Source organism: Streptomyces sp. NPDC001153, assembly GCF_053598315.1.
In genome coordinates this window covers 53740-76218 of record NZ_JBSFJZ010000024.1, presented here as the reverse complement: position 1 = coordinate 76218, position 22479 = coordinate 53740, and the positions used below count along the sequence as shown (strand labels likewise).

Sequence of the window (22479 nt, the reverse complement as noted above, 5' to 3'; positions counted from 1 at the left end):
CCCGGCGCGGTGGGTTCCGGCCCGGTGGACGCCGGCCCGGTGGACGCCGACGCGGTGGAGCCCTGACCGGTGGAGTCCTGCCCAGTGGAGCCCAGCCCGTTGGACCCCGGCGCGGTGGAGCCTGATGGGGTGGAGCTCGGCCCGGTGGACGCCGGTGCGGTGGAGCTCGGCTCGATGGGCCTGGGCGCGGTCGAGTCTCGCCCGGTGGAGCCGGGCCCGGTCCATCTCGGCCTCATGGATCTGGGCGTGGTGGAGTCCTGTCCAGTGGACCCCGGCCTGGCGGACCCCCGCCCGGCGGACCCCGGCCCGGCGGACCCCGGTCGCATGGACCCCGGCGCGGTGGAGCCCGGCCGCGCGGAGCCCGGCGCGGTGGACGTCATCGGCGTCGTCCCCCTCGGTTCGCGCGGGTGGTGAGCTGTTCGTACGCCGGGGCGTCGCCCTCCCGGACGCGGGTCCAGGCGCGCGTGAACAGCTCCGGAACCGGGACCAGGGGTATCGCGCGCTGGTGGCCCGGAATCGGGTACAGCCCCTCCTTCCAGGTCTCCACCGGCAGCGCGGGCGACTTCAGATCGCGCCAGCCGCCCGGCAGGAACAGGGTCCGCCCGGCGCGCGGCCGCTTGGCCTCCATCACCAGGTCGGTCGCGGCCAGTTCGGCACGGGCCTTCTTCAGGCGCGCGGGCTTCCAGCCCGTCCAGTGGGCGCAGTTGCGGTCCGTCGGATCCGGCAGGGCCAGCAACTGCAGGTAGAGCGCCGCCGCGTCCTCGCCCAGCCCGTGCGCGGCGGCCACCTCGGTGACGAGCGCGGGCACGCTGACCGCCGGGTCCTGGGCGTACCTCGTGGGGCCCTCGGTGCCGGCTGCGACCGCGCGGCCCAGCTCCTCGCCGAGGAGCGTGCGCAGCATGCGCAGGCCGTGGCCGCGCTGCGGACCCACCAGGCCTTCCAGGAGCCCGAACACCGCGTCGTCGGGCCCGGTCAGCCCGGCCGGCCGGACCAGGACGGTCTCCGTGTCGTGGTACGAGGGGCGCAGGGCGAGCGCCTCCCCGACCCGGGTCGTGCCGTACGCGTCCGCCCCGCCGGTCGCGGGCAGCCCGTACACCTTGCGCAGCTCCACGGCGGTGGGGCTGCCCTTCTCCGTGTACTCCACGTCCAGGCCGAGCATCAGCTCCGGGTCGGACATCCGGCGCCGCACCGCGGCGAGGCCCTCCGGCAGGACGGCACGCAACGGATGGCCGTACGGCAGGACGTACGCCAGTGCGGACAGCGCGCCGACGGCACCCGTCAGGGCGTAGCTGTTCGGCATCGCCTGGGGGTCCTCCGGGACGAGGTCCCCGTCCTTGTCCGGACGCAGGACCGTGGTGCGGCTCAGCCACGGTGTGAGGGACGGGTTGAGCACGTCCCCGGCGCCTCCGGCGCCCATACCGGACAGCTCGGCGCTGAGCTCCTCCGGCAACCGGACCAGCGAGCCGAACTGCTCGGTCCACGCGCGTCCCGCGGCCTCCGTGTCCGGTCCCCTGGTCCACAGGGCGGCGGGGTCTTGCGGCAGCAGCGCGCCCATCAGCGCCGCCCGCCGTTCCACGCCCAGGCCCTGCAGCAGCGCCGCGCCGAAATCCCGCTGCCGGGGCTTCAGCCCGATGGCGGCGAGGGCCTCGGTGCCGGGCGCCTGCGGCAGCCCGGCGAGCAACACGGTGGACTGCAGCGGGCCCAGCGCGCCGCCGGTCGCCGCCTGAAGCCCCTCAGGCGCCGCCGGCTGCCAGGGAGCGGCACCCTTGTCGCGGATCAGGCGGGTGACGGCGGCCAGGTCCCCGGCCGAGATCGTCGGGGCGTACGTGGTCTCCTGCTCCAGCGCGAAGTGCGCGACCGCGCCGAACGCACCGGACGGATCGTGGTCCAGCGCCAGCCACTCGACCCGCTCCCGCCGCATGTCGACACCGCGGGAACCGAGGATCACCACCGTGCGCCCGGCCCGGCGCAGCACCTGCCCGGTGCGCTGCTGCTGCTCCTCCTGCGGTTCGCTGAGCACGACCTCTCGCAGTGCGCCACCGGCCTCGACGAGCGAACCCTCGGCCAGGGCCTCGGCCAGCAACAGCAGCGGCTCTCGCTCATCGTCGGTCAGTACGGGCGAGGCGGCCCGGTACATCAGCGCCCGCAGGGCGCCCAGGACCGGCGGCCACACCATGCCGATCGCCGGGACCGTGTGCTCCTCGCTGGTCCAGCCGTCCGTGAGGGCGCCGATGCGGGCCAGTCCGGGCAGGGGCTTGCCGTCGGCGGGCTTGCCGGACAGCACGTGGTTCACCGCGCGGATCTGGCGGAGGATGCTCCACCGCTCGCCGTACCATCCGCCGCGCAGCCCGACGACACCGGACACGGCGGAGTACAGGGCGCGGTCGTCACCGAGCCCGGGGCTGTAGTCGGCGAACATGCCCTCGGTCCGGTTGCGCGCCCGCATCGGCCTCTCCTTCGGGGGAGTCGCGAAGGCGGTGGCCGAGTCGGCGATGCGCAGTGCCGACCTGACCAGCGCGGTCACGCCCATGCGCAGCCGTTCGTCCGTCAGGTCCGCCAGGACGTGCTCGACGGCCTTCAGCGTGACGGCGTCCGCGGTCGGCACGGCGGCCTTGGCCGTCTCGTCCGAACCGGCCGCCTTCAGGGCCTCCTGACGAACCGTCAGCGCCTCGGCCGTGAGCCGCAGCAGCTCCGCGGCCTGTTCGTCGGCCAGGGCACGCAGCATTGCCGAGCCTTGTTCGTCGCGCGGGCGCAGCGCGTGCCAGAAGGGCAGCGGGGGGACGAGCCGGGTGCCGGCGGCGTACTCACCGCCGCGGTCGTTGGGCGACAGCCTGCCCAGCAGGCCGGTGTGCGAGGTGTCGTCGTCCGCGTACAGCCCGATCGTGCCACCCGACTGTGCTCGGTAGCCGCCCAGTTGGGCGACGACCGGCTCCGCGCCGCCAGGCAGTCGCAGCGCACCGTAGGGAACCCCCACCCGGCCGTCGTGGTCCACCGCGACCGACACGCTCCGCCCGTCCGGCGTCCCGGCCGTACGGCACTCATCGGCGCCCTCGCCCTCCTTGCGCACCCAGCGCCCCAGCACCGTACCGTCGGTGCTGAACGGGCTGTGCTCCAGGCCCGGTTGCAGCGGCAGAACCTCGCACACACCGTGCAGCAGTTCGGTGTCCTCGCGGACGGCCGAGCGCAGCAGCGCAGGCAGCGATGCGCGGCCGTGCGTGCCGGTGACCGGGTCGTACTCCAGCCACACGGTCTGCCTGCCCTGCCGGCCCTGGCGCCACAGGGTGGTGCCGTCGCCGATGATCGCGCGGCACGGCGGCAGGTCCGTGTCCCCCGCGTGCAGGGTGCGGCCGCCGGTGGCCCGTCCGCCGGCGGCCAGCGGGATCGACGGGACGACCGCCTCCTGCCCGGACCACCAGGAGGGCAGCTGCTCGCCGCCGAGCTCGAACACGTCGGCGGGCCGCGCGGACCAGTAGCCGTACTGCTTGCCGGCGTTCCGCCACATCACGAGCAGTTCCCCGTCCACGAAGCGGAAGCGGGGGCGCTGCCAGCGGTCCAGGTCATGGGGCAGACGCAGGTCGTGGTCGAGCAGGATCCGCTCCGGGCCGACGACGACCGCCCTGCGCCCGCGGCAGAGGATCAGCGCCGGCCAGGCCTCGTGCACGGCCACCGAGTTGTCCTCGCCCTTCCTGTTCTGACCGTCGAGCAGCGTCAGCGCCTCGTCGAGGGCGGGCCAGCCCAGCTCGTCGAGGACGCCCGCCCGCAGGGTGCGGCCGAGCAGCGGCGCCACCTCGCGGCCGGCCACGCGGGCGACCGCGTCCGGCGCGAGCTCGGCGGCGATCACCCGGAAGGGACGCAGCCGGTCCAGCGCCGCACGGGCGCCCGGCAGGCCCGCCGCGCACGTGAAGTCGCCGACGGCCTCCTCCAGCCACTCCCGCAGCACCCCGGAGAGGACCGGATGGGCGGCGACCGACTTCAGCATCTGCTCGCTGCGCTGATGGCCGCCGACCCTGTCCACGGCCTGGTGCAGCAGGTGCCGCAGCCGGGGGTCGGCCGCGACGGCAGCCAGGTCGCGCCGGCCGGCGCGGGTGTCCAGCAGCCACTCGGGCAGCGGCAGATACACGCGGACGTCGGCGCCCGGCAGCGTCAGCGGAATGCGCTCGGCCGCGCACAGGTCCAGCAGATCGAGATCGGCGCCCGCGTGCCAGCGTCCGGTGCACAGGTCCACCGGCCGGCCGGCGGCCCGCAGCAGCGGAGCCATGCGCGCGACCAGCGCGAGCGTGGCCGGACAGCGGCGCGAGTACGAGCCGCCGTGCTTGCGGAAGGACGCCCAGCGGGTCAGCCAGTCCGCCGGATCGGCGCCGTGCCCGGCCGCCGCCGACTCGTCCGTCAGCAGTCGGTCGGCCCCGGTCTCCGCGAGCAGGGTCAGCCAGAACTCCTCGTCCTCGGCGTCCCGGCCCAGACCGGCGGGCATGATCTCCAGCAGCCGGAGCCGGATCTCCGGCCGTTCCTCGGCGAGCACCGACAGCACCGCGCGGTAGGCCGTCCAGAAGGAGCGGGGCGCGCGGACCGCGGCGGGGGAGGCGATCAGGTCGGCGACCAGCGCGCACTCCTCCGTGACCCGGGGCAGGCCCGCCGCCTTGATCAGGCCTCGCGCATCCTGCGGCAGCGAGGCGTAGGGAGGCATCCCGGCCGCACAGCGCTCCACGATCAGCTGCCGGAACTGCGCCCAGGCCGCGGCCGGTTCGAGCCGCCCGGCGAGGTCCCGCACATGCTCCTTGAGGGCCTTCACGGTCAGCGCACCGGCGAAGGCGAACTCCAGGAAGACCGCGCGCTGCCGCTCCTCGTCCACCGCGAGCGCGTGCACCCGCTCGGCATCCCGGGCCTTGCCGAAGAACGCGGCGGCGTACGTGGTGTTCTCGTGCTCGAGGAAGACCCGCGCGGCCTGTTCGTAGAACGTCGGCAGGAAGTGCGGCACCGTCCGGCCCAGCCGCTCGCCGAGTGCCTCGAAACCCTCCTTGGCAGTGCCCGGACGGGACTTGGCCTGCCTCGCCAGCCGCTCGACGTCCTTCACCAGCGCGAGCGCGTGATGCCCGTTGGCCGGGTCGTTGACCAGCGCCCAGGCCGGGAAGCCCAGCGTCTCCCGGCGCACCTGCCCCACCTCGGGCGCCTGGGGCTCACGGGCGAGGCCCAGGAACTCCAGCGACAGATCCTCCGCCTCGCCCAGCGTGTCCGGTACCAGGCGGATCACCTGCCGGTCGTCGAGGGCGGGGTGCGTGTACGCGCGCACGGTGAGGCTGTCGGCGTCCTCGCGCGCGGTGCTGCCCGGCGGCAGGACGGCTCCGGCGTCCAGCAGCGCGGCCACCGTGGTCTCGTCGTAGGTCATGCCGCCCGCTCCTCGTCCTCGATGTCCCGCCCCGCGTACAGCGCGGCCGCCATGCGCATGCCCTCCGACCAGGCCACCGGGCCGACCTGACCGGCCTTCAGCACCCGCCCGGCGGGGTCCGACCAGACCAGCGGGCCGGTCTCGGTGTCCATGTAGCCGTCGTAGTCGCCGACCCACACGCGGGCCTCGACACCCCGGCCGTCCTCCAGGACGGGGCAGATGGCGTACCCACCGCGCACCCGGTAGCCGAGCTGGGCGGCCCGGCCGTGCAGGAAGCGCAGCTCCTTGAACGAACCGCCCGCGTAGTCCTCGACCTCGGTCGCCTCCGCGTCGAGCGCGGCCGGCCGGTGCCAGACCTCGCGGAAGAGTTGCTGCCCGCCCTGCTCGACACCCAGCTCGACGGCGAACTCCCGCAGCTCTTCGAGGTCTTCGAGCAGAACCGGGTGCGGGATGCGGACGAGGTCGGGCGCGATGCGTACGGTGTCGCCGTCGAGGTCGACCAGACCCAGGCCGCGCTCCGGATCGGCGTCCCGCAGGAAGCCGGCGACCTGCCCGTCGGCACCGGTGACCACGAGGTCGCGCAGCGCTGCCTGCCAGGCGGGGTCGGGCCACACGCGCGTGACGACGGCGAGCGGCACCGGCAGCGAGCGGACCATCCACCGCTCGGCCGTGGCCAGGCACTGTCGGTCGTGCCGCTCCAGCCACTCGACGAGCTGCCTGAGGCCCACGACCGCCGGATCGTCGGCGATCTTCGGTGGCACCGACTTCAGCCGCCGTCCGGATGCGTTGCGGCACACCACCTTCCCGCTGTCCAGGGCGACTTCGTAGTCACCCGCCGACACCCACCCCATACGTGCCTCCCGCACCCGTGTTGATCAAGTGACGGGAACTGTAGGGCAGGCCACTGACAACGCCCTCCGGCGGCCGGAGGGCGTTGTGGAAAAACGGTTCTGGGGAGGCGGGGCGCTCCGGAGAGGACCGCTCCAGGAGGGCGGCGGAGGATCAGCCGCGCCCGGTGGCGCGCTCCTGCTTCTCCTTCTTCTGCTGCTTGATCCGCACAGTCTCCCTGCGGACCTCGGCCTGGGTGGCGCGCTCCTTCTCCAGCCACTCGGGCCGCTCCTGCTTGAGCGCCTCGATCTGCTCGGTGGTCAGCGGCTCGGTGACCCCGCCGCGCGCGAGGCCGGCGATGGACACGCCGAGCTTCGCCGCGACCACCGGACGCGGGTGGGGACCGTTGCGCCGCAGCTCGCTCAGCCACTCCGGCGGGTTCGCCTGCAGCTCGTTCAGCTCGGCGCGCGTGACGACGCCCTCCTGGAACGAGGCGGGGGTGGCGGGGAGGTACACACCCAGCTTCTTCGCCGCGGTCGCGGGCTTCATCGTCTGGGTGCTCTGCTGCGAACTCATGGGGTCAAGGGTATCGGCCGCGTGCCGGGCCGCCGACCACGGCCGGTAACCTGGCCTGGTGACAGGCTCGGAGGAATCACCGTCGTTCCGGCTCGCGTACGTACCCGGAGTGACCCCCGCCAAATGGGTGAGGATCTGGAACGAACGCCTGCCGGACATCCCGCTCACCCTCACCCAGGTCCCGGCCGCCGAGGCGCCTGAGGTGCTGCGCGCCGGTGACGCCGACGTGGGCCTCGTACGGCTCCCCGTGGACCGTACGTTCTTCAGCGCGATTCCCCTCTACACCGAGACCACGGTGGTCGTCGTCCCCAAGGACCACCTGATCACGGCCGCGGACGAGGTGACCCTGGCCGACCTCGCCGACGAGGTGCTCTTCCACCCCCTGGACGACGTCTTCGACTGGGAGAGCCCGCCCGGCGAACCCGCCTTCGAGCGCCCGGCGACGACAGAGGACGCGATCGAGCTGGTGGCCGCGAACGTCGGCCTCCTGGTCGTGCCGCAGTCCCTGGCCCGCCTCCACCACCGCAAGGACCTCACCTACCGCCCCGTCACCGACGCCCCCCAGTCGAGCGTCGCCCTGTCCTGGCCGGAGGAGGCCACCACCGACCTGGTGGAGGACTTCATCGGCATCGTCCGGGGCCGTACCGTCAACAGCACGCGAGGCCGCACCAACCCTCCGGCCGAGCAGCAACGGAAGCGCCCGGAGGCGAGCGGCACCCGGCAGAAGCCGGCGCAGAAGCCGACGGCCCGCACCCCGCGCGCCCGCACGGCGGGCGGCAAGCAGACCCCGAAGCGGGGCAAGCCGCGCCGGAGGTCGTGAGGGGGCGGGGCGGCGGCTTCGACCGCGCCGGTCCCGGACGCCGACAGCGCCTTGCGGCGCGAGGTGGGAGCGTGGCGGAGCGGACGCGACCCCGGGAAAGCGGGCCCGGGCCCGGTCCGAGCCCGTCGGCACCGGGTCCACCGGCACCGGGTCCACCGGCACCGGCTCCACCGGCACCGACTGCGGCTGCCGCGTCGGCCGGTCACTCGGACGGGCGCGGCTCGCGCCGCATCGGGCTTCGGCGGGCGTGGGTTCTGCGGGGTTCGGCAAGGTTCGGCGAGGCGGGCCTCGGGGGTGCCGAGCGCGCAGTGCAGGCGCCTCGGGTGCCGACCGGCGCCCCCGGCAACGCTCTCAGGGCGCCGTTCCGGCGACGCCGATCGCGGGATGCCCGGCAGTCTCACGCGCGCGCGGATCCACTGCCGCCCGTGCCGGAGCCACGCCGGCCCGCCACCCAGAGTGCCCAGCGGCCCTTTCTGCCACGCGGCGAGGGCGAGCACCGAGTGCCGAGGCCATGCGCCCCGCGGCCTGGCACACACCCCGTGCCGCAGGACGGATGCCACACGGCTGCAGCCGCTCCCGGCGTCCCGGCCCACGTCGTACGACCGAGGCCGCGCGCCCTGCCCCACGGAGCCGTGCCGATATGCAACGGCGCCGGGCCCGCCACCGCGCTCCCTGCCGTTGCGCGCCGTCGGCGCCCTGCCGTCATGACCCTCCGCGCCCGCCCGGCCACCGGCCCCTACACCCTCTCCCGCGGCGCCTCCCTCTCCTGCTCCGGCTGCTGACGGACCCGGCGTTCCCGCAGGTCGGCGATGGCCAGGCAGAGGGCCAGCAGGATGATGCCGACCGAGGTGAGCAGGCCGTACTGGAGCGCGGTCGCGGGGCTGCCGTGGCCGGTCAGGTGGGCGAAGTACACCGAGCCCACCACGGCGACACCGGCCGCCGAGCCGATGCGCTGCGCGGTCTGGAGCACCCCGCCCGCGGCCCCGCCCCGCCGTACGGGCACGAGGGACAGGGTGAGCGTGGTGTTGGGGGAGATGGTCAGGCCGGAGCCGATGCCGGCGACGAGCAGCGGGAATGCGGCCGCCCAGGCCACGCCCCGCCCCGGTACCCAGTGCACGGCCGCGATGACGCCGCACATCCCCGCCGCCACCGTGCACAGCCCGGCGATGACCAGCTTGCGCCCGAAGCGCACCACCAGACGGCCGCCCGCAGCGGCGCCGGCCGCCGAGCCCGCCGCGAACGGCATGGAGGACAGGCCGGCCGCCAGCGCGCCGTAGCCCATGCCGTTCTGCAGGAACAGGGTGTAGACGAAGAACAGCGTGGTGAAGCCGCCGAAGTACACCAGGCTCAGCAGCGCGCCCAGCGAGAAGGAGCGCAGCGAGAAGAGCCGCAGGTCGACCAGTGGTGCCCGGCCCCGCCGCCCCTGGCGCCGCTCCCACGCCAGGAACGCGGCCAGCAGCCCCGCGCCCACCGGGAGCAGAGCCCACTTCAGCTGTCCGTGCCACTGCTGCTCCTGCACCAGGGGCAGCATCAGGGCGAGCACACCCGAGCCGAGGAGCAGCACGCCCGGCACGTCGAAGCACTCGCGCCTGCCCGGTGAGCCGGGGGAGGGGGGCAGCAGCCGCAGGGCCGCGCAGAAGGCGGCCACCCCGATGGGCAGGTTGACGTAGAACACCCAGCGCCAGCCGTCGGGGCCGCCGGCCGCATGGATCAGCAGGCCGCCCGCGAGCGGGCCGACCGCTGTGGAGATGCCGATCGTGCTGCCCATGATGCCGAACGCGCGGGCCCGCTCCGCGCCCTGGAACATCTGCTGGATCAGCGCGGAGGTCTGTGGCGCGATCAGGCCCGCGGACGCTCCTTGGACCAGCCGGAACAGCACCAGCCACGCGGCACCGGCGGACAGCCCGCAGGCCGCCGAGGCGAGCGTGAACAGCGCGAGCCCGGTCAGGAAGGTCTGGCGCCTCCCGCGCATGTCACCGAGCCGCCCTGCCGGGACCAGGGTGAGACCGAGGGTGAGGGCGTAGCCGGACATCACCCACGACAGCTCGGCCGTAGTGGCGTCCAGTCCGCGCTCCAGGGAAGGCAGCGCCACGTTCACGATCGAGGTGTCCAGCAGGGTCATGAAGGCCGCGGTCAGACAGACAGCGAGCGCTTTCCAGCGTCGGTCGTGCGGGGCCGGCCCGGCCCGGTCTGTGGTCATGGGATCACGCTAGGCAGCCACCGCCTCCCGCGCACGGCAGGAACGCCCAAGCAGGACGGGGCCGGCCGGTGCAGGTGCTGCTCGGTGGGACCGCACCGTGGCGCGCGGCCACGCGTACGCAGGTCGCTCGTGCGCTCCACCATGCCGAGCGTCAGGTGCGCGCCGCCCGGCCGATCGACTCCACCAGGGGCAGCAGCCGGTGCGGGACGCGCTCGCGCAGCGCCACCTCGGTACGCGTGCGTACCACGCCCGGCAGGCTGATCAGTTTCTGGATGACGTCCTCCAGATGGGCGTTGTCCCGGCCCACCACCCGGGCGAGCAGATCGCCGCCGCCCGTGATCGAGAACGCCTCCACGATCTCCGGTACGGCGGCCAGCGCGTCCCCCACGTCGTCCAGGTGGCCCTGGGTGACCTCGATGTGCACGAACGCCAGCACCGGGTGGCCCAGGGCGGCGGGGGAGAGGGAGGGCCCGGTGCCGGTGATCACGCCGTCCCGCTCCAGCCGGTCCAGCCGGGCCTGGAGCGTGCCGCGGGCGACGCCGAGGATGCGGGCGTACTCGCGCACGCTGGTGCGCGGCTGTTCCAGGAGCAGTCGCAGAATGCGGGTGTCGAGTTCGTCCACGGCCATGATGTTCGACTGTACCAATGGCCCAGCGGGCGTACCTCCGCCTGTGCCGCCCGACCTGGTCCGTTGGCCCTCCGTCCGGCGCGGCCGCGTCCGCATGGCTGGGCCAATGGTCCAGTAATTCGGGTCTCGCTTGAGCCAGTGACCTCGGTGATGCTCTCATGGAGACGTCGATGGCGCTGCGGAGACCCGTGGCGCCTTTTCTGTGCCGGTGTTCCGTCCGGTTTACAGGGGAGGGCAGCAGTGCTGAAGAGGATGTTCGTGGCTCCGGACCCGGGGCGGGCGCGGTTGCGCTTCGCCGCGCGTGCCGTCCTCGGCATCGGCCTCGCGGTCGTCGTCTGCTTCCTCGCCGGTCAGTCCGTCATCGGCGCGGTCACCGGCGGCCTCGCGGCCCTCCTCGCCCTGTTCACCGTCGCCGACCCGACCGTGCGCGGACAGGCCGTCACCACCGCACTGCTGCCCGCCGTGGGGGTGCCGGTGCTCGCCGCCGCGGCCGAGCTGCACGCCGTGCCCGTCGCGCGCGACCTCGTCTTCCTGGCCGTCGTCGGCGCCGGCGTGTACGCGCGCCGCTGGGGTCCGCGCGGGCACAGCCTCGGCGTGTTCGCCTTCATGACCTTCTTCGTGGCCCAGTTCCTGCACGCCACCCCGGCGCAGCTGCCCGAGCTGTACGCCGCCGTCCTGCTGTCGGTGCTCAGCGCGGCCGCGGTCCGCTTCGGCGTGTGGTGCTACGAGCGCTGGCTGCCCCCCGCCGCCGTACCTTCCCCGCCCGCCGGGCGCGGCCTGGCCCGGGTCACCACGCGGCAGGCCGTCCAGGCGACCGCCGGCGCGGGATTCGCGCTGCTCGTCGGCCAGCTGGTCTCCGGGCAGCGCTGGTACTGGGCCGTCGGCGCCACCTGGTGGATCTTCGTCAACACCGCCTCGCGCGGCGAGACCCTGGTACGCGGCTTTCGCCGGGTCCTCGGCACGGTGATCGGCATCTGCCTGGGCTTCCTCGTCGCCGTCCCCGTGGGCGGCGCGCCGGTCCCGACGGCCGTCCTGCTCGCCGTCGCCGTCTTCGGCATCTTCTACACGGCCGCCGTGTCCTACACCTGGATGATGCTCTGCGTGACCCTGCTCGCCGAACTGCTCTACGGCCTGCTCGGCGTCCTGAGCCCCGGCCTGCTCGCGCTGCGCCTCGCCGAGACCGGTGTGGGTGCGCTCGGCGCCGCGCTCGCCGTGCTGTTCCTCCTGCCGGTCACCACCCACGCCATCACGGACGCCTGGATCCAGCGCGCCCTGCGCTGCGTCCACGCCTGTACGGCAGAGGCGGCCGCCCGGCTCGCCGGGTCCGCCACGGCGGACCCGGCGCCCCGCGTCGCCGAACTGGAGCAGCTGCTCGGCCGGGTCCGGCTCGCCGTGGCCCCGCTGGTGCACCCGCTGAACCCGATGCCGGCCCGCAAGCGGCGCGCCCGCCGGGTCCTCGCGCTCCTCGACGACTGCGCGCGCGAGGTGCGTGGCCTGGTCGCCGTCGCCGCCGATCCCGAGGCCTCGCACGACGCCCGCCTTGCCGCGGCCTGCTGGCGGGTGGAGTCGGCCGTCGAGGCGCTCACCGAGGGCCGGTGGGAGCCCGTCCGCAGCGCCGCCGAACCGCCCGCCGAGCCCGCCCTGGCCCACCTGCACGGCCTGGAACGCGCCCTCGCCGACCTGGCCGAACCCCTGCGAGCCCCGACGGGGTCGCGACTGGTGGGGGCCTGAGCCGGGCACGGTTGTGGTGGCACGGGCGGGCACTCAAGGTATGGACACGGGCCCGAGGCAGATACCGGGCCGGGCGGCGACGGCACAGAGCCGCTCGGTGATCACGGCCCCGTGGCCCATCAGGCGGACCGCACGGCAACGGCGATGACACGGCCCCGTTTCAAAAGAACCGCCGACAAGCCCCGCCCCTTGGTCTAGACCGGCCGTGATCGGCTGCTACCGTCGGCCCCGGACGGAGTCGACCGAGAGGGGACAGCGGTGGCACAGGACGGCAGGCCCGGCAGGCGCCGGGCCTTCATCGGCTCGTTCACGGCAGCGGGCGGTCCCGGACTCGTGACCGCCGAGGTCGCGCCTGAGGGCGGCCGCCTCCTGCTCGGCACCGCGGTGAACGACTTACCCGACCCCTCCTACCTGCTCCTGTCGCCGGACGGGGCCACGCTGTACACCGTCAGCGAGACGGCCGAGGGGACCGTCGCCGCCTACCGCGTCGAAGGCGACCGGCCGGAACTCGCCGGGCCGCCCGTGCGGGTCGACGGCAGCGGACCGACCCACCTCGGCCTGTACGCCGGGCACGTGCTGACCGCCAACTACGGCTGCGGCAGCGTCACCGCCGTGCCCGTACGTCCGGACGGCTCTCTCGCCGTCAAGCCCTCGGGGCGGCTCCAGCACACCGGCTCCGGCCCGCACGACCGGCGCCAGCGCGGTCCGCACGCCCACCAGGTGCAGCCCGACCCGAGCGGCAGATGGGCCGTCAGCGTCGACCTCGGCACGGACTCGGTGCGGATCTGCACCCTCGAGGACGGCGTTCCCGCCCTGCACCGCGAGTTCGCCCTGCGTCCCGGCTCCGGCCCGCGCCATCTGGCCTTCCATCCGGACGGCGCGCACGCCTACGTCGTCAACGAACTCACCCCCACGGTGACCGTGTGCCGCTGGGACGCCGAGGCCGGTTCCCTCAAACCGCTGGCCGAGGTCCCCGTGCTGCCCGGCGCCCCGGCCGGCGACGCCTATCCGTCCGGGATCGTGGTCTCGCCGGACGGCCGTTTCGTGTGGACCGCGACCCGTGGCGAGGACGTCCTGTCGATCCTCGCCGTCGAAGGCGATGCGCTCCGGCTGATCGGCACGGTGCCCTGCGGCGGGCAATGGCCGCGCGCACTCGCCGAGCACGACGGCTTCCTCTACGCGGCCAACGAGCGCTCCGGCGACGTGACGTGGTTCGCCGTGGACGAGGCGACGGGGCTGCCCCGCTACGAGGGCTGCGTGCGGGTCGCCGCGGCCTCCTGCGTCGTCTTCGGCTGAGCGGCTGAACGGCCCGCGAGAACAGGGCGTCAGGCAAGGCGAAGGGCCCGCTCCCGGGTGGGGGAGCGGGCCCTGTGACGTACGGGTGCCGAGGGGGTCGGCCTGGCTCAGCGGACCGGCATGCCCTGCGGCTGCGGCGGGGCGATGCCCAGTGTCGTCGTGTACTTGGCGAGGGCGAGCTTGCCGATCGCCGGGTACGCGCCCAGCGCCTCGGCCGTGGCGCAGCCCGCCTCCTCGGCGGCCGCCGCCAACAGCGCCGGGTCGATCTCCGGGCCGATCAGGTACGGCGCCAGGGCCAGCTGCTGCGAGCCCGAGGAACGCAGCTGCTCGGCGACGGAGGAGATCGAGCCCTCCTGGTCCAGGGCCGCCGCCATCACCGGCACGGCGAGGCGCGCGGCGAGCAGCATGCCGGTGATCCCGGCCGCCTGCACGGCCTCCTCGCCGCCCACGGACGCCAGGATGATGCCGTCGGCGGCGGTGGCCACGGTGAACAGGCGCGCCCGGTCGGCGCGGGCCAGCCCCGCCTCGGACAGCCGCACGTGCAGCGCCTCGGCGAGCAGCGGGTGCGGGCCGAGCACGTCGGTCAGATCGGCGGCGACCCGGCTGTCCATCACGGACTGGCGGATCTGCCGCAGCAGGGAGCTGTCCGGACCGGCCAGCAGCGGGACGACGACGGCGACCGGGCCGTCGGGCTCCTTGACCCCTTCGACCCCGGCGGCGACGGCCTGCTCGTAACGGGCCGTGCGCTCCTCGGCCGCGCGCACCAGCACGGACCGGAGCGTGGGGAACTCGCCATCGTCCCCGTCCAGGTATCCGATCCGGGCGTCCAGGCCGGGCAGCTCGGAGCGGGCGATGCTCACGACCTCCTCGGCGAGGGCGCGCGTGGCGGCGCTGGGCGCACCGGGCACCGCGAGGGCGAGCGCGGGCGCACCCTCGGGAGCCACCAGCGGTTCCGGTCGGCGGTGCCGTCCGGGCTGGCGGGGTCGCGGCATTCGTACTGGCAGGCCGGACTCGGGCCCAGTGGGGGTGCTCATGGCGCCGCATGTTACTGGCTTCCTGGGTTACTCCGTTCGGGGAGGGTGCAGGTGAGCGGTATCCGTCCGGTTTTGTCTGATGAGTTACGAGCCGTTGACATGTGTTGCGGGCACGTGCCGGGAACATGGGCTGACAAAGTGACCACAAGGAGGAACAATCCGCTTTTGCGGCACCTCAGTCACCCGGCGCGGGGACCACGTGGAGCATGGTCGGTTCACCCGGCAGGGTGAGCCGGCCGGCCGCGAGGTCGCCCGCGATCCGTACCGAGCCATGCAGGGGATCGCCCTCGGCCGGTACCTGCCGGGCGTGCGGCAGCCTGCTCGCCAACTCCTCCCGCAGGGGTGTGAGCAGGGGCTCGCCCAGCCGGAACAGGCCGCCGGTGAGCGCCACTCGAGGCTCCCCGTCCGCCGGGCACACGGCCGCGACGGACTCGGCCATGTGCCGGGCCGCGGCGCGCAGGATGCCCGCGGCGACCGGGTCGTGGGCGGCGCACGCGGCCACCCGGGGGGCGAACGAGGCCAGTACGGCCGGCCGGTCGGAGCGCGGGTAGAGCTGCCCCGGCAGTCCGCGCACCGGCCCGAACTGCTCCTCCGCGCAGGCCAGCAGCGGTGCGGAGCCGCCGTCCCGGCCGTCGTGGGCGCGCAGCGCCGCCTCGAGGCCGGCCCGCCCGATCCAGGCGCCGCTGCCGCAGTCGCCGAGCAGATGACCCCAGCCGTCGGCCCGGCGCCAGGCCTTGAGCTCGGTGCCGACCGCGATCAGCCCGGTACCGGCGGCGAGCACCGCGCCCGGACGTGGGCCGAGGGCACCGACGTAGGCGGTGACGGCGTCGGCGGCGAGCGCCACCCGCCTCACGCCCAGCTCGCGGGCCAGGGCGCCCGGCAGTTCGGCACGCAGGGCGTCGCCCAGGGTGGCGAACCCTGCGGCGCCTACGACAGCCGTGTCCAGCCCCTCCACTCCGGCCTCCGCTGCGGACGCGCGGGCCAGCGGGACGAGTTGGGCCATCAGATGGGCGGGATCGATGCCCCGCTCACCGGTGCGGACCGGCTCCCGCGACTCCCGCTGGGCGGCGGGCGCCCGGCCCGGCATGCCGACGGCGACCCGGAGACCGGAGCCTCCGGAGTCCACCGCCAGAAAACCGGGGACGGTCACGGCAGTCGCCAGTCCACCGGCTGTCCGCCCTGCTGGATCAGCAGGTCGTTGGCCCGGCTGAACGGGCGCGAGCCGAAGAAGCCACGGTCGGCCGACATCGGTGAGGGATGCGCGGACTCCACCGCCGGCAGACTGCCCAGAAGCGGACGCAGATTGCGGGCGTCCCGGCCCCACAGGACGGACACCAGCGGCTTGCCGCGCGCCGCCAGAGACCGGATCGCCTGCTCGGTGACCTCCTCCCAGCCCTTGCCGCGGTGGGCGCCCGGGCTGCGCGGAGCCGTGGTCAGCGCCCTGTTGAGCAGCAGCACGCCCTGCTCGGTCCAGGGAGTGAGGTCGCCGGTGGACGGCTGGGGCAGCCCCAGGTCGGTGTTGAGCTCGCGGAAGATGTTGATCAGGCTGGGCGGCAGCGGGCGTACCTCGGGCGCGACCGAGAACGACAGGCCCACCGCGTGCCCGGGGGTCGGATACGGGTCCTGACCGACGATCAGGACCCGTACGTCGTCGAAGGGCTGCTGGAAGGCCCGCAGGACATGGGGTCCGGCCGGGAGGTAGGTGCGTCCCGCGGCGATCTCCGCGCGGAGGAAGTCGCCCATCGCGGCGATCCGTTCCGCGACGGGTTCGAGGGCCTTCGCCCAGCCCGGTTCGACGATTTCATGCAAGGGTCGTGGTGCCACGGGCGTCACCCTACTGCCGGACGCGGCCCGCTGATCAACCGATGGCCGAAGCCCGACGGAGACGCCCCTGCGGCCGGATCGGCCCGTGTCAGCCGATCAGCGCCGCCCGCACGCACAGTACGTCCGGCAGATGCGACGCCAGCTGCTGCCAGCTGTCGCCGTCGTCGGCCGAGGCGAACACCTCGCCGTTGCGGTTGCCGAAGTAGACACCCGCCGGGTCGGCGTCGTCGGTGCACAGGGCGTCCCGCAGCACCGTGCCGTAGTGGTCCTCCTCCGGCAGACCCTTGGCCAGCGGCTCCCAGGTCCGGCCCGCGTCCGTGGTGCGGAAGACCCGGCAGCGGTGCTCGGCGGGGACCCGGTCCGCGTCCGCGTTGATCGGGAACAGGTACGCCGTGTCGGCCCGGCGCGGATGGGTGGCCACCGCGAAGCCGAAGGTGGACGGCAGGTCCGCGCCGATGTCGGTCCAGTGCGCGCCCGCGTCGTCGCTTCTGTACACACCCCAGTGGTTCTGCAGATACAGCCGGTCCGGGTCGCCCGCATCCTTGGCGATCTTGTGCACGCACTGGCCGAACTCCGGGTTCGGATCCGGCAGGAACACCGCGGACACCCCGGAGTTGGACGGCGCCCAGCTCGCACCGCCGTCGGTGGAGCGGAACACCCCGGCCGTGGAGACGGCGACGGTCACCGCGCGGGGGTCGCGGGCGTCGGTGACCACGGTGTGCAGGCCCTCACCGCCGCCGCCCGGCACCCACCGCGAGCGCGTCGGATGCTCCCACAGCGGCCGGACCAGTTCGAAGCTCTCGCCGCGGTCCTCCGAGCGGTACAGCGCCGCCGGTTCCGTGCCCGCGTACACCACGCCGGGCTCCGCGGCGGCCGGGTGCAGCTGCCAGACGCGCTCCAGGGAGGCGCCGGTGTCCTGGGGGAACTTGACGGCCGGCTGCGGCGGTTCGGTCCAGGTGCGGCCGAGGTCCTCGGAGTGGAAGACCGACGGGCCCCAGTGGGCGCTGTCGCCGCCCGCCAGCAGTCGCGGCCGGTCCCCGCGGGTGTCGATCGCGACCGAGTAGACCGCCTGCGCGTTGAAATACGGACTGTCGTCGAACTCCCAGGCGCCGCCGCCCCTGCGCCGCCCGATGAAAAGGCCTTTGCGGGTGCCCACCGCCAGCAGTACCTCGGTCATGCCGATCACCTCCGGGACGCCTTCGTCCAGGTAGTCGTGAGACACGTAGTCGTCAGTTATCGGCCAGTCTGCACCCCACCACTGACAGTGACCCCCGGGGTGCACGTTTACGCAGGTCACGGCGGTGTCGTCGGCCTGTGACGAAGATCCGCCCGGGCCCGTTGCGGCATGCGCCTGCGCGCGAGAGGCGTCTCGTGCGACCGTCGGGGAGACGGCTCGTCGTGAGCATCGGAGCGATCTCCCGCGTATGGGAGGGCGGTCCGGCCGGTCGGTGCGCTCGTGAGGAGGATGCCTTTGAAGGCGTTCCGTGGTCCGAAGGTGTGGCTGTGGCGCTGGCGGCGCAACCCGCTCAAACGCCGGGCCGACGTGGTGGAGGCCTGGGTGCTGCTCGGCGCCTGGCTGCTGACCGTCCTGGCGGGGATCTCGGCCGGCCTCGTGGCGACCGGGTCGGTGGAGCACGGACTCGCCAGAGAGCGGGCGGCCTGGCGTCCCGTCGTCGCCCATGTGAGGGGACGGGCCCCCGGAACCTCCCCCATGCACCGCCATGCCTCCGCCGGTGAACGCGTCTGGGCCAAGGTGGGCTGGACCATGGCCGACGGCTCCGCGCACACCGGCCAGGTCCGGGTGCCGCCCGGCAGCAAGTCGGGCACGCCGGTCACGGTCTGGACCGACCCGCAGGGCCGGCTCGTCGGCCGCCCCGCCTCCGTCGCCGAGGGCGCCTTCCGGGGCACCCTGATCGGCTGCCTGGTGGGCGTGAGCGCGGCGGCCGTCCCCTTCGTCGGCGGCCTCGCCCTGCGCGGCCGTCTGGAACGCCGCCGCATGCGCGCCTGGGACACGGAGTGGGCACGGCTCGGACCGCAGTGGGGCCGGATGGTCTGACCACGGCTGGATCGCTCGCCGACGCCGCCGACGAGGCCAACATGGCCGAGTTCCGCCGCAACCCGTGGTGGAACCACGTGCGTTGGAGCGTCGCCGTCTTCGAGCCGGACGGCTCCGGTTCCGGACCCGTGCGATGATTCCGTACCCGTGCGATCGGGAGAGTGCCTGCCCTCAATCCGCTAGCACCTCGTCAGCACCTCCCGGCACGCGCTCAGCAGTGCCTCGTCCTCCGGTATGCCCTGCCCGCCGCCTCCGGCCCCATGGGTCAGGTGGCGGCACGGAGCGGACAGTTCCGCTTCTGCCAGATGCCGTAGCGGCGCTGCGGACGGACCCATGGCGGTCAGGCACCGGGCGATCGGACGACGGGTGTGCGGGGCCTTTTCCCAGGCCTCCTGGAACACCGGCAGGACCGGCTCCGGATCCGCGTCGATGCGCCACAGCGCGCACGCGGCCGGCACCCGGTCCGGCACGGACCGCGACCGGGCCATGCGGCGCAGCGCGGGCAGCGCGGCACGCGCGGCCGGGCCCAGTCGGCCGAGCTGAACGGCGGCCAGGCGCCGGCTCGCCGGATCACCCTGGGTCAACTCCCGCAGCAGCACGGGGAGTACGGCGGAGGCGTCCTGCTGCGCCGACCAGAGCGCACCGGCCGCCGCGGCGGCATGCCGGGTGCCCAGGAGCGCGCGGAGGGCCGGTATCGCCCGCGCGGTGGCGCCCAGCACCTCCAGCGCTGCGATGACCTGGCCCGCGACCGCGTCGTCCCGCGCCCCCGGTCCGCCGGGGGTGCCCGACAGCAGCCGCAGCAGCTCCGGAACGGCCTCCTCGTCCCCGATGGCGCCGACCGCCGCCAGCAGCGGGGCGGCGAGCCGGGCGGCGGCGGGGGAGGCCTGCGGAATCCGCCCGAGCCGGTGCCGCACCGCGGGGGCGAGCGGGGCCGCGGCGGCGCCCAGGTGGGCCAGTGCGAACCCCAGGTCCACCGGGGCGGCCGGGCCGGCCAGCAGGTGGGCCAGGGCGGGGACCGCCCGCGGATCGCCGGTCCTGGCCAGCGCCTTGAGCGGATCGCCCAGCGCGCAGGAGCCGCGCTCCACGCGGTGCGTCCACAGGTCGGGCCGGGCGCACACCAGGGTGTGCAGGTCGCCGGCGGCGGGCGCGGCCAGCGCGTACAGCTCCGCCAGCACGGCGGCCGCCGCGTCCCGCAACCAGTCCTGATCCGCCGCCAGTTGGGCGCCGAGCAGCCGGACCGTGCCGCTGTGCTCGCCGCGCCAGCCGCGCAGCAGCGTCGCCGCCATCCACACGCCATGGCGCCGGTCCACCGGGTCCGCACCGGTCAACTGCCCGCCGAGCAGCGCGATCCGGTCGTCCACGCGGTCACCGAGCGCGGTGTGCAGGGTGCGCAGCAGCCGGGAGCCCTCCTCGTCCGACGGGCGCAGCCGCCATATGCGTCCGACGAGGGAGCCGGCGGCGCAGGGCTCGGGGACGCGGGCGCGGTGCGCGGAGCGCTCCCGCAGCAGCCGGACCGCCGTCGGGACCAGGCCGGCGGGCAGCCGGGCGGGCGCGACGAGCGCCAGCTGACCGAGCGCGGCGAGCCGCAGCCCCGGCGCGTACGGCGGCGCGCTCTGCTCGGCCAGGAGGTCCACCGCGGCGTCGGCGTGCGCGGGGTGCCGGCGGACGAACAGGGCGAGCGCCTCCGGGAGGGCGAGCAGGACCCGTTCCTCCCGCTCGGCCCGCAGCCGCTGTCGTAACAGGTCCAGGACCCGGGCCGGGGCGGCCAGGAAGTGCACGAGGGCAGAGGCGGCCGCCCGGCGCACCGCCGGGTCCGGGTCTTCGACGAGCCGGACGAACACCTCGGCGCCCGCGCACACGGCCTCCCGCGCGCGTGGGTCCCCGTCCGCGCTCTCCGCGCCGATACCGACCAGCAGTTCCACGATGCCGCACCGGTCCCGCACCTCCTCGCGGGCCGCGAGCGAGAGCAGGAACGGAACGCAGGCCAGCGTCGAGTCGTACACGCACCCCTGGTGGTGCAGCGCGGCGTACATCCCGTCGAGCGCGGTCGCCCGCTCGGCGGTGTCCGCCGACGCCAGCGCCCGTAACCAGCCGGGCACGTCCTCCGCGCTGCCGTACGCGTGCCGCAGCGAGGCCCAGTCGACCTCGTCGATCCCCGTGAACACGTTGTCCTCCCCGGGCGAGTGCCACCTGATCGCGAGTGTGCACCACGGCACTGACAACGGTCCGGAGCGGGGCGCTGACTGTGTGCGATCCGTCGGCTGTCACCGGCCAGGGTGCGAACCGCCCGCGCCCGCCCGCCGAGTGGAGCGCCGCCGCCCGGGGGAGGGGATCAGTTCAGGCCGGGCAGGGCCCGCTCCAGGATCGTGCCGAGGTCGGTCCCGGAGGGCAGCGTGCCGAAGGCGTGCCCCCAGTCGCCGCCCAGCCGGCTCGCGCAGAAGGCGTCCGCGACCGGGTGCGGGGCATGCCGCACCAGCAGGGAGGCCTGCAGCGCGAGCGCCATCCGCTCGACCAGCCGGCGGGCGCCCACCTGGTCCGTTTCGGCCAACTGGTCCTTGAGCGCGGCCACCGCCGTGTCCAGGCGGGCGTCCGCCCCGCGCGCGAGGGCGAGTTCGGCGAACAGGGCCTCGGCGGTGTCCGGTTCGCGGCCGAAGGCGCGCAGTACGTCGAGCGCGTTGACGTTGCCCGAGCCCTCCCAGATCGACAGCAGTGGAGCCTCCCGGTAGTGCCGGGGCATGCCCGAATCCTCGACATAGCCGTTGCCGCCCAGGCACTCCAGGGCCTCGGCGGTGAACGCCGGGCCCCGCTTGGTGACCCAGTACTTGCCGACGGCGGTGGCGATCCGCCGGAAGGCCCGTTCCCCGGCGTCCCCGCGCACCGCGCGGTCGGCCGCGCCGGCCAGCCGCAGTGTGAGCGTCGTCGCCGCCTCCGACTCCAGCGCCAGGTCGGCCAGGACGTTGCGCATCAGCGGCTGCTCGATCAGCCGGGCGCCGAACGCGCCGCGGTGCCGGGCGTGATGCCCCGCCTCGACCAGCGTCTTGCGCATCAGCGTCGCCGAGGACATCACGCAGTCCAGCCGGGTGCAGTTGACCATCTCGATGATGGTCTTCACCCCTCGCCCCTCCGGCCCGACCAGCCAGGCCACCGTCCGGTCGAACTCCGGCTCGGAGGAGGCGTTGGAACGGTTGCCCAGCTTGTCCTTCAGCCGCTGGATGCGGAAGGTGTTGCGGCTGCCGTCCGGCAGCACCCGCGGCACAAGGAAGCACGAAAGACCGCCCGGGGCCTGTGCCAGGACCAGGAAGACGTCGCACATCGGCGCCGACGTGAACCACTTGTGCCCGCGCAGCGTGTACACACCGGGCTCCCCGGTCGGCGTGGCCACGGTGGTGTTCGTCCGGACGTCCGACCCGCCCTGCTTTTCGGTCATGCCCATCCCCGCGAGCAGACCCGGCTTCTCGGTCGGCACGCGCAGCTCCGGGTCGTACTCCCGGCTGGTGAGCAGCGGTTCGTAGACCTTGGCCAGATCCGGCTGTGCGCGCAGCGCGGGCACGGCGGCGTACGTCATCGACGTCGGGCAGCCGTGCCCGGCCTCCGTGTGCCCCCACACCAGCCCGCCCGCGGTACGGGCCACATGCGCGCCGGGCCGCTCGTCCGCCCACGGGGCGCCGGCCAGGCCCTCGGCGACCGCCGTCCGCATCAGGTGGTGCCAGCTGGGATGGAACTCCACCTCGTCGACCCGGTGGCCGTAGCGGTCGTGGGTGCGCAGCACCGGCTCGTGCCGGTTCGCCAGCTCACCCCACTCCTGTGCCTCGGCGCTGCCGGCGCGCACCCCCAGGCGCCGGATGCCGTCCTCGGCCCACCCGGCGCCCTCCCGGCGCAGCCCCTCCAGCAGGACCGGATCGTCGGAGGTGTCGTACGGGGCCAGGGGCGGGGCCTGGTTGGTGACCTCGTGCGTGGCGTACCGAGGCTGGGGCTGGGACGGCGACGCCGACTGTGCCGGTGACTGCGCCTGCGACTGAGACGGGGCGGGAATCGAGACCATAGCAGCATGTTGCACTCTCGCTGCGATCGTAGCAATACTGCAATAAGAGGGGGCACGTAGA

General features: G+C 74.6%; 16 protein-coding genes. 5 read left to right on the top strand and 11 right to left on the bottom strand.

The window, feature by feature from the left end:
• Window positions 1-129: 129 nt before the first annotated feature.
• Window positions 130-414 (top strand): hypothetical protein, encoded by a 285-nt coding sequence (locus tag ACWDEN_RS26390; RefSeq protein ID WP_450860263.1) that lies wholly within the window; start codon window positions 130-132, stop codon window positions 412-414.
• Here the strand turns inward: ACWDEN_RS26390 and ACWDEN_RS26385 are convergent.
• The 3 genes from ACWDEN_RS26385 to ACWDEN_RS26375 form a co-directional block, all read right to left on the bottom strand.
• On the bottom strand, window positions 377-5383 hold the full coding sequence (locus ACWDEN_RS26385; RefSeq protein ID WP_450860262.1) for a hypothetical protein: 5007 nt from the start codon (window positions 5381-5383) through the stop codon (window positions 377-379). The two genes, ACWDEN_RS26390 and ACWDEN_RS26385, sit on opposite strands and share 38 nt — an antisense overlap.
• Window positions 5380-6234: a DUF4132 domain-containing protein gene (locus ACWDEN_RS26380; RefSeq protein WP_450860261.1), complete on the bottom strand. Its 855-nt coding sequence runs from the start codon at window positions 6232-6234 to the stop codon at window positions 5380-5382. Before ACWDEN_RS26380 ends, ACWDEN_RS26385 begins: the two co-directional genes overlap by 4 nt.
• 151 nt (window positions 6235-6385) lie before the next feature.
• On the bottom strand, window positions 6386-6787 hold the full coding sequence (locus ACWDEN_RS26375; protein ID WP_351620179.1) for a DUF5997 family protein: 402 nt from the start codon (window positions 6785-6787) through the stop codon (window positions 6386-6388).
• 58 nt (window positions 6788-6845) lie between these two features.
• Between ACWDEN_RS26375 and ACWDEN_RS26370 the strand changes: the two genes are divergently transcribed.
• The gene (locus ACWDEN_RS26370) at window positions 6846-7607 is read left to right on the top strand and encodes a LysR family transcriptional regulator substrate-binding protein (RefSeq protein WP_450860260.1); all 762 of its coding nucleotides are present in this window, start codon (window positions 6846-6848) and stop codon (window positions 7605-7607) included.
• 736 nt (window positions 7608-8343) lie between these two features.
• Here the strand turns inward: ACWDEN_RS26370 and ACWDEN_RS26365 are convergent.
• Both ACWDEN_RS26365 and ACWDEN_RS26360 read right to left on the bottom strand, forming a co-directional pair.
• A complete protein-coding gene (locus tag ACWDEN_RS26365) occupies window positions 8344-9807 on the bottom strand; it encodes an MFS transporter (RefSeq protein ID WP_450860259.1) in 1464 nt (487 codons plus the stop codon).
• A 151-nt stretch (window positions 9808-9958) separates the two neighbouring features.
• Window positions 9959-10435, bottom strand: coding sequence for an Lrp/AsnC family transcriptional regulator (locus ACWDEN_RS26360; RefSeq protein WP_351620170.1), 477 nt, complete (start codon window positions 10433-10435; stop codon window positions 9959-9961).
• Window positions 10436-10675: 240 nt separating this feature from the next.
• Between ACWDEN_RS26360 and ACWDEN_RS26355 the strand changes: the two genes are divergently transcribed.
• Together ACWDEN_RS26355 and ACWDEN_RS26350 are read left to right on the top strand one after the other, a co-directional pair.
• Window positions 10676-12166, top strand: coding sequence for an FUSC family protein (locus tag ACWDEN_RS26355; protein ID WP_450860258.1), 1491 nt, complete (start codon window positions 10676-10678; stop codon window positions 12164-12166).
• Window positions 12167-12424: 258 nt separating this feature from the next.
• Window positions 12425-13462 (top strand): lactonase family protein, encoded by a 1038-nt coding sequence (locus ACWDEN_RS26350; protein ID WP_351620164.1) that lies wholly within the window; start codon window positions 12425-12427, stop codon window positions 13460-13462.
• Window positions 13463-13569: 107 nt separating this feature from the next.
• On the opposite strand, the gene ACWDEN_RS26345 is transcribed toward ACWDEN_RS26350, so the two are convergent.
• From ACWDEN_RS26345 to ACWDEN_RS26330, 4 genes are all read right to left on the bottom strand, one after another.
• Window positions 13570-14496 carry a sirohydrochlorin chelatase gene (locus ACWDEN_RS26345; protein WP_450860257.1) on the bottom strand — a complete coding sequence of 309 codons (927 nt, stop codon included), beginning with the start codon at window positions 14494-14496 and terminating at the stop codon, window positions 13570-13572.
• A gap of 175 nt (window positions 14497-14671) precedes the next feature.
• Window positions 14672-15583: an N-acetylglucosamine kinase gene (locus ACWDEN_RS26340; RefSeq protein ID WP_450860278.1), complete on the bottom strand. Its 912-nt coding sequence runs from the start codon at window positions 15581-15583 to the stop codon at window positions 14672-14674.
• A 59-nt stretch (window positions 15584-15642) separates the two neighbouring features.
• Window positions 15643-16320, bottom strand: coding sequence for a uracil-DNA glycosylase (locus ACWDEN_RS26335; RefSeq protein WP_351620155.1), 678 nt, complete (start codon window positions 16318-16320; stop codon window positions 15643-15645).
• A gap of 88 nt (window positions 16321-16408) precedes the next feature.
• Window positions 16409-17497, bottom strand: a complete 1089-nt coding sequence (locus tag ACWDEN_RS26330) for a WD40/YVTN/BNR-like repeat-containing protein (protein WP_450860277.1) — start codon at window positions 17495-17497, stop codon at window positions 16409-16411.
• A gap of 288 nt (window positions 17498-17785) precedes the next feature.
• Between ACWDEN_RS26330 and ACWDEN_RS26325 the strand changes: the two genes are divergently transcribed.
• A complete protein-coding gene (locus ACWDEN_RS26325; protein WP_351620152.1) occupies window positions 17786-18376 on the top strand; it encodes an Rv1733c family protein in 591 nt (196 codons plus the stop codon).
• 179 nt (window positions 18377-18555) lie between these two features.
• On the opposite strand, the gene ACWDEN_RS26320 is transcribed toward ACWDEN_RS26325, so the two are convergent.
• Window positions 18556-20541, bottom strand: coding sequence for a HEAT repeat domain-containing protein (locus ACWDEN_RS26320; RefSeq protein ID WP_450860256.1), 1986 nt, complete (start codon window positions 20539-20541; stop codon window positions 18556-18558).
• Between the two features lie 167 nt (window positions 20542-20708).
• On the bottom strand, window positions 20709-22418 hold the full coding sequence (locus tag ACWDEN_RS26315; RefSeq protein ID WP_450860255.1) for a DNA alkylation response protein: 1710 nt from the start codon (window positions 22416-22418) through the stop codon (window positions 20709-20711).
• Window positions 22419-22479: the final 61 nt, after the last annotated feature.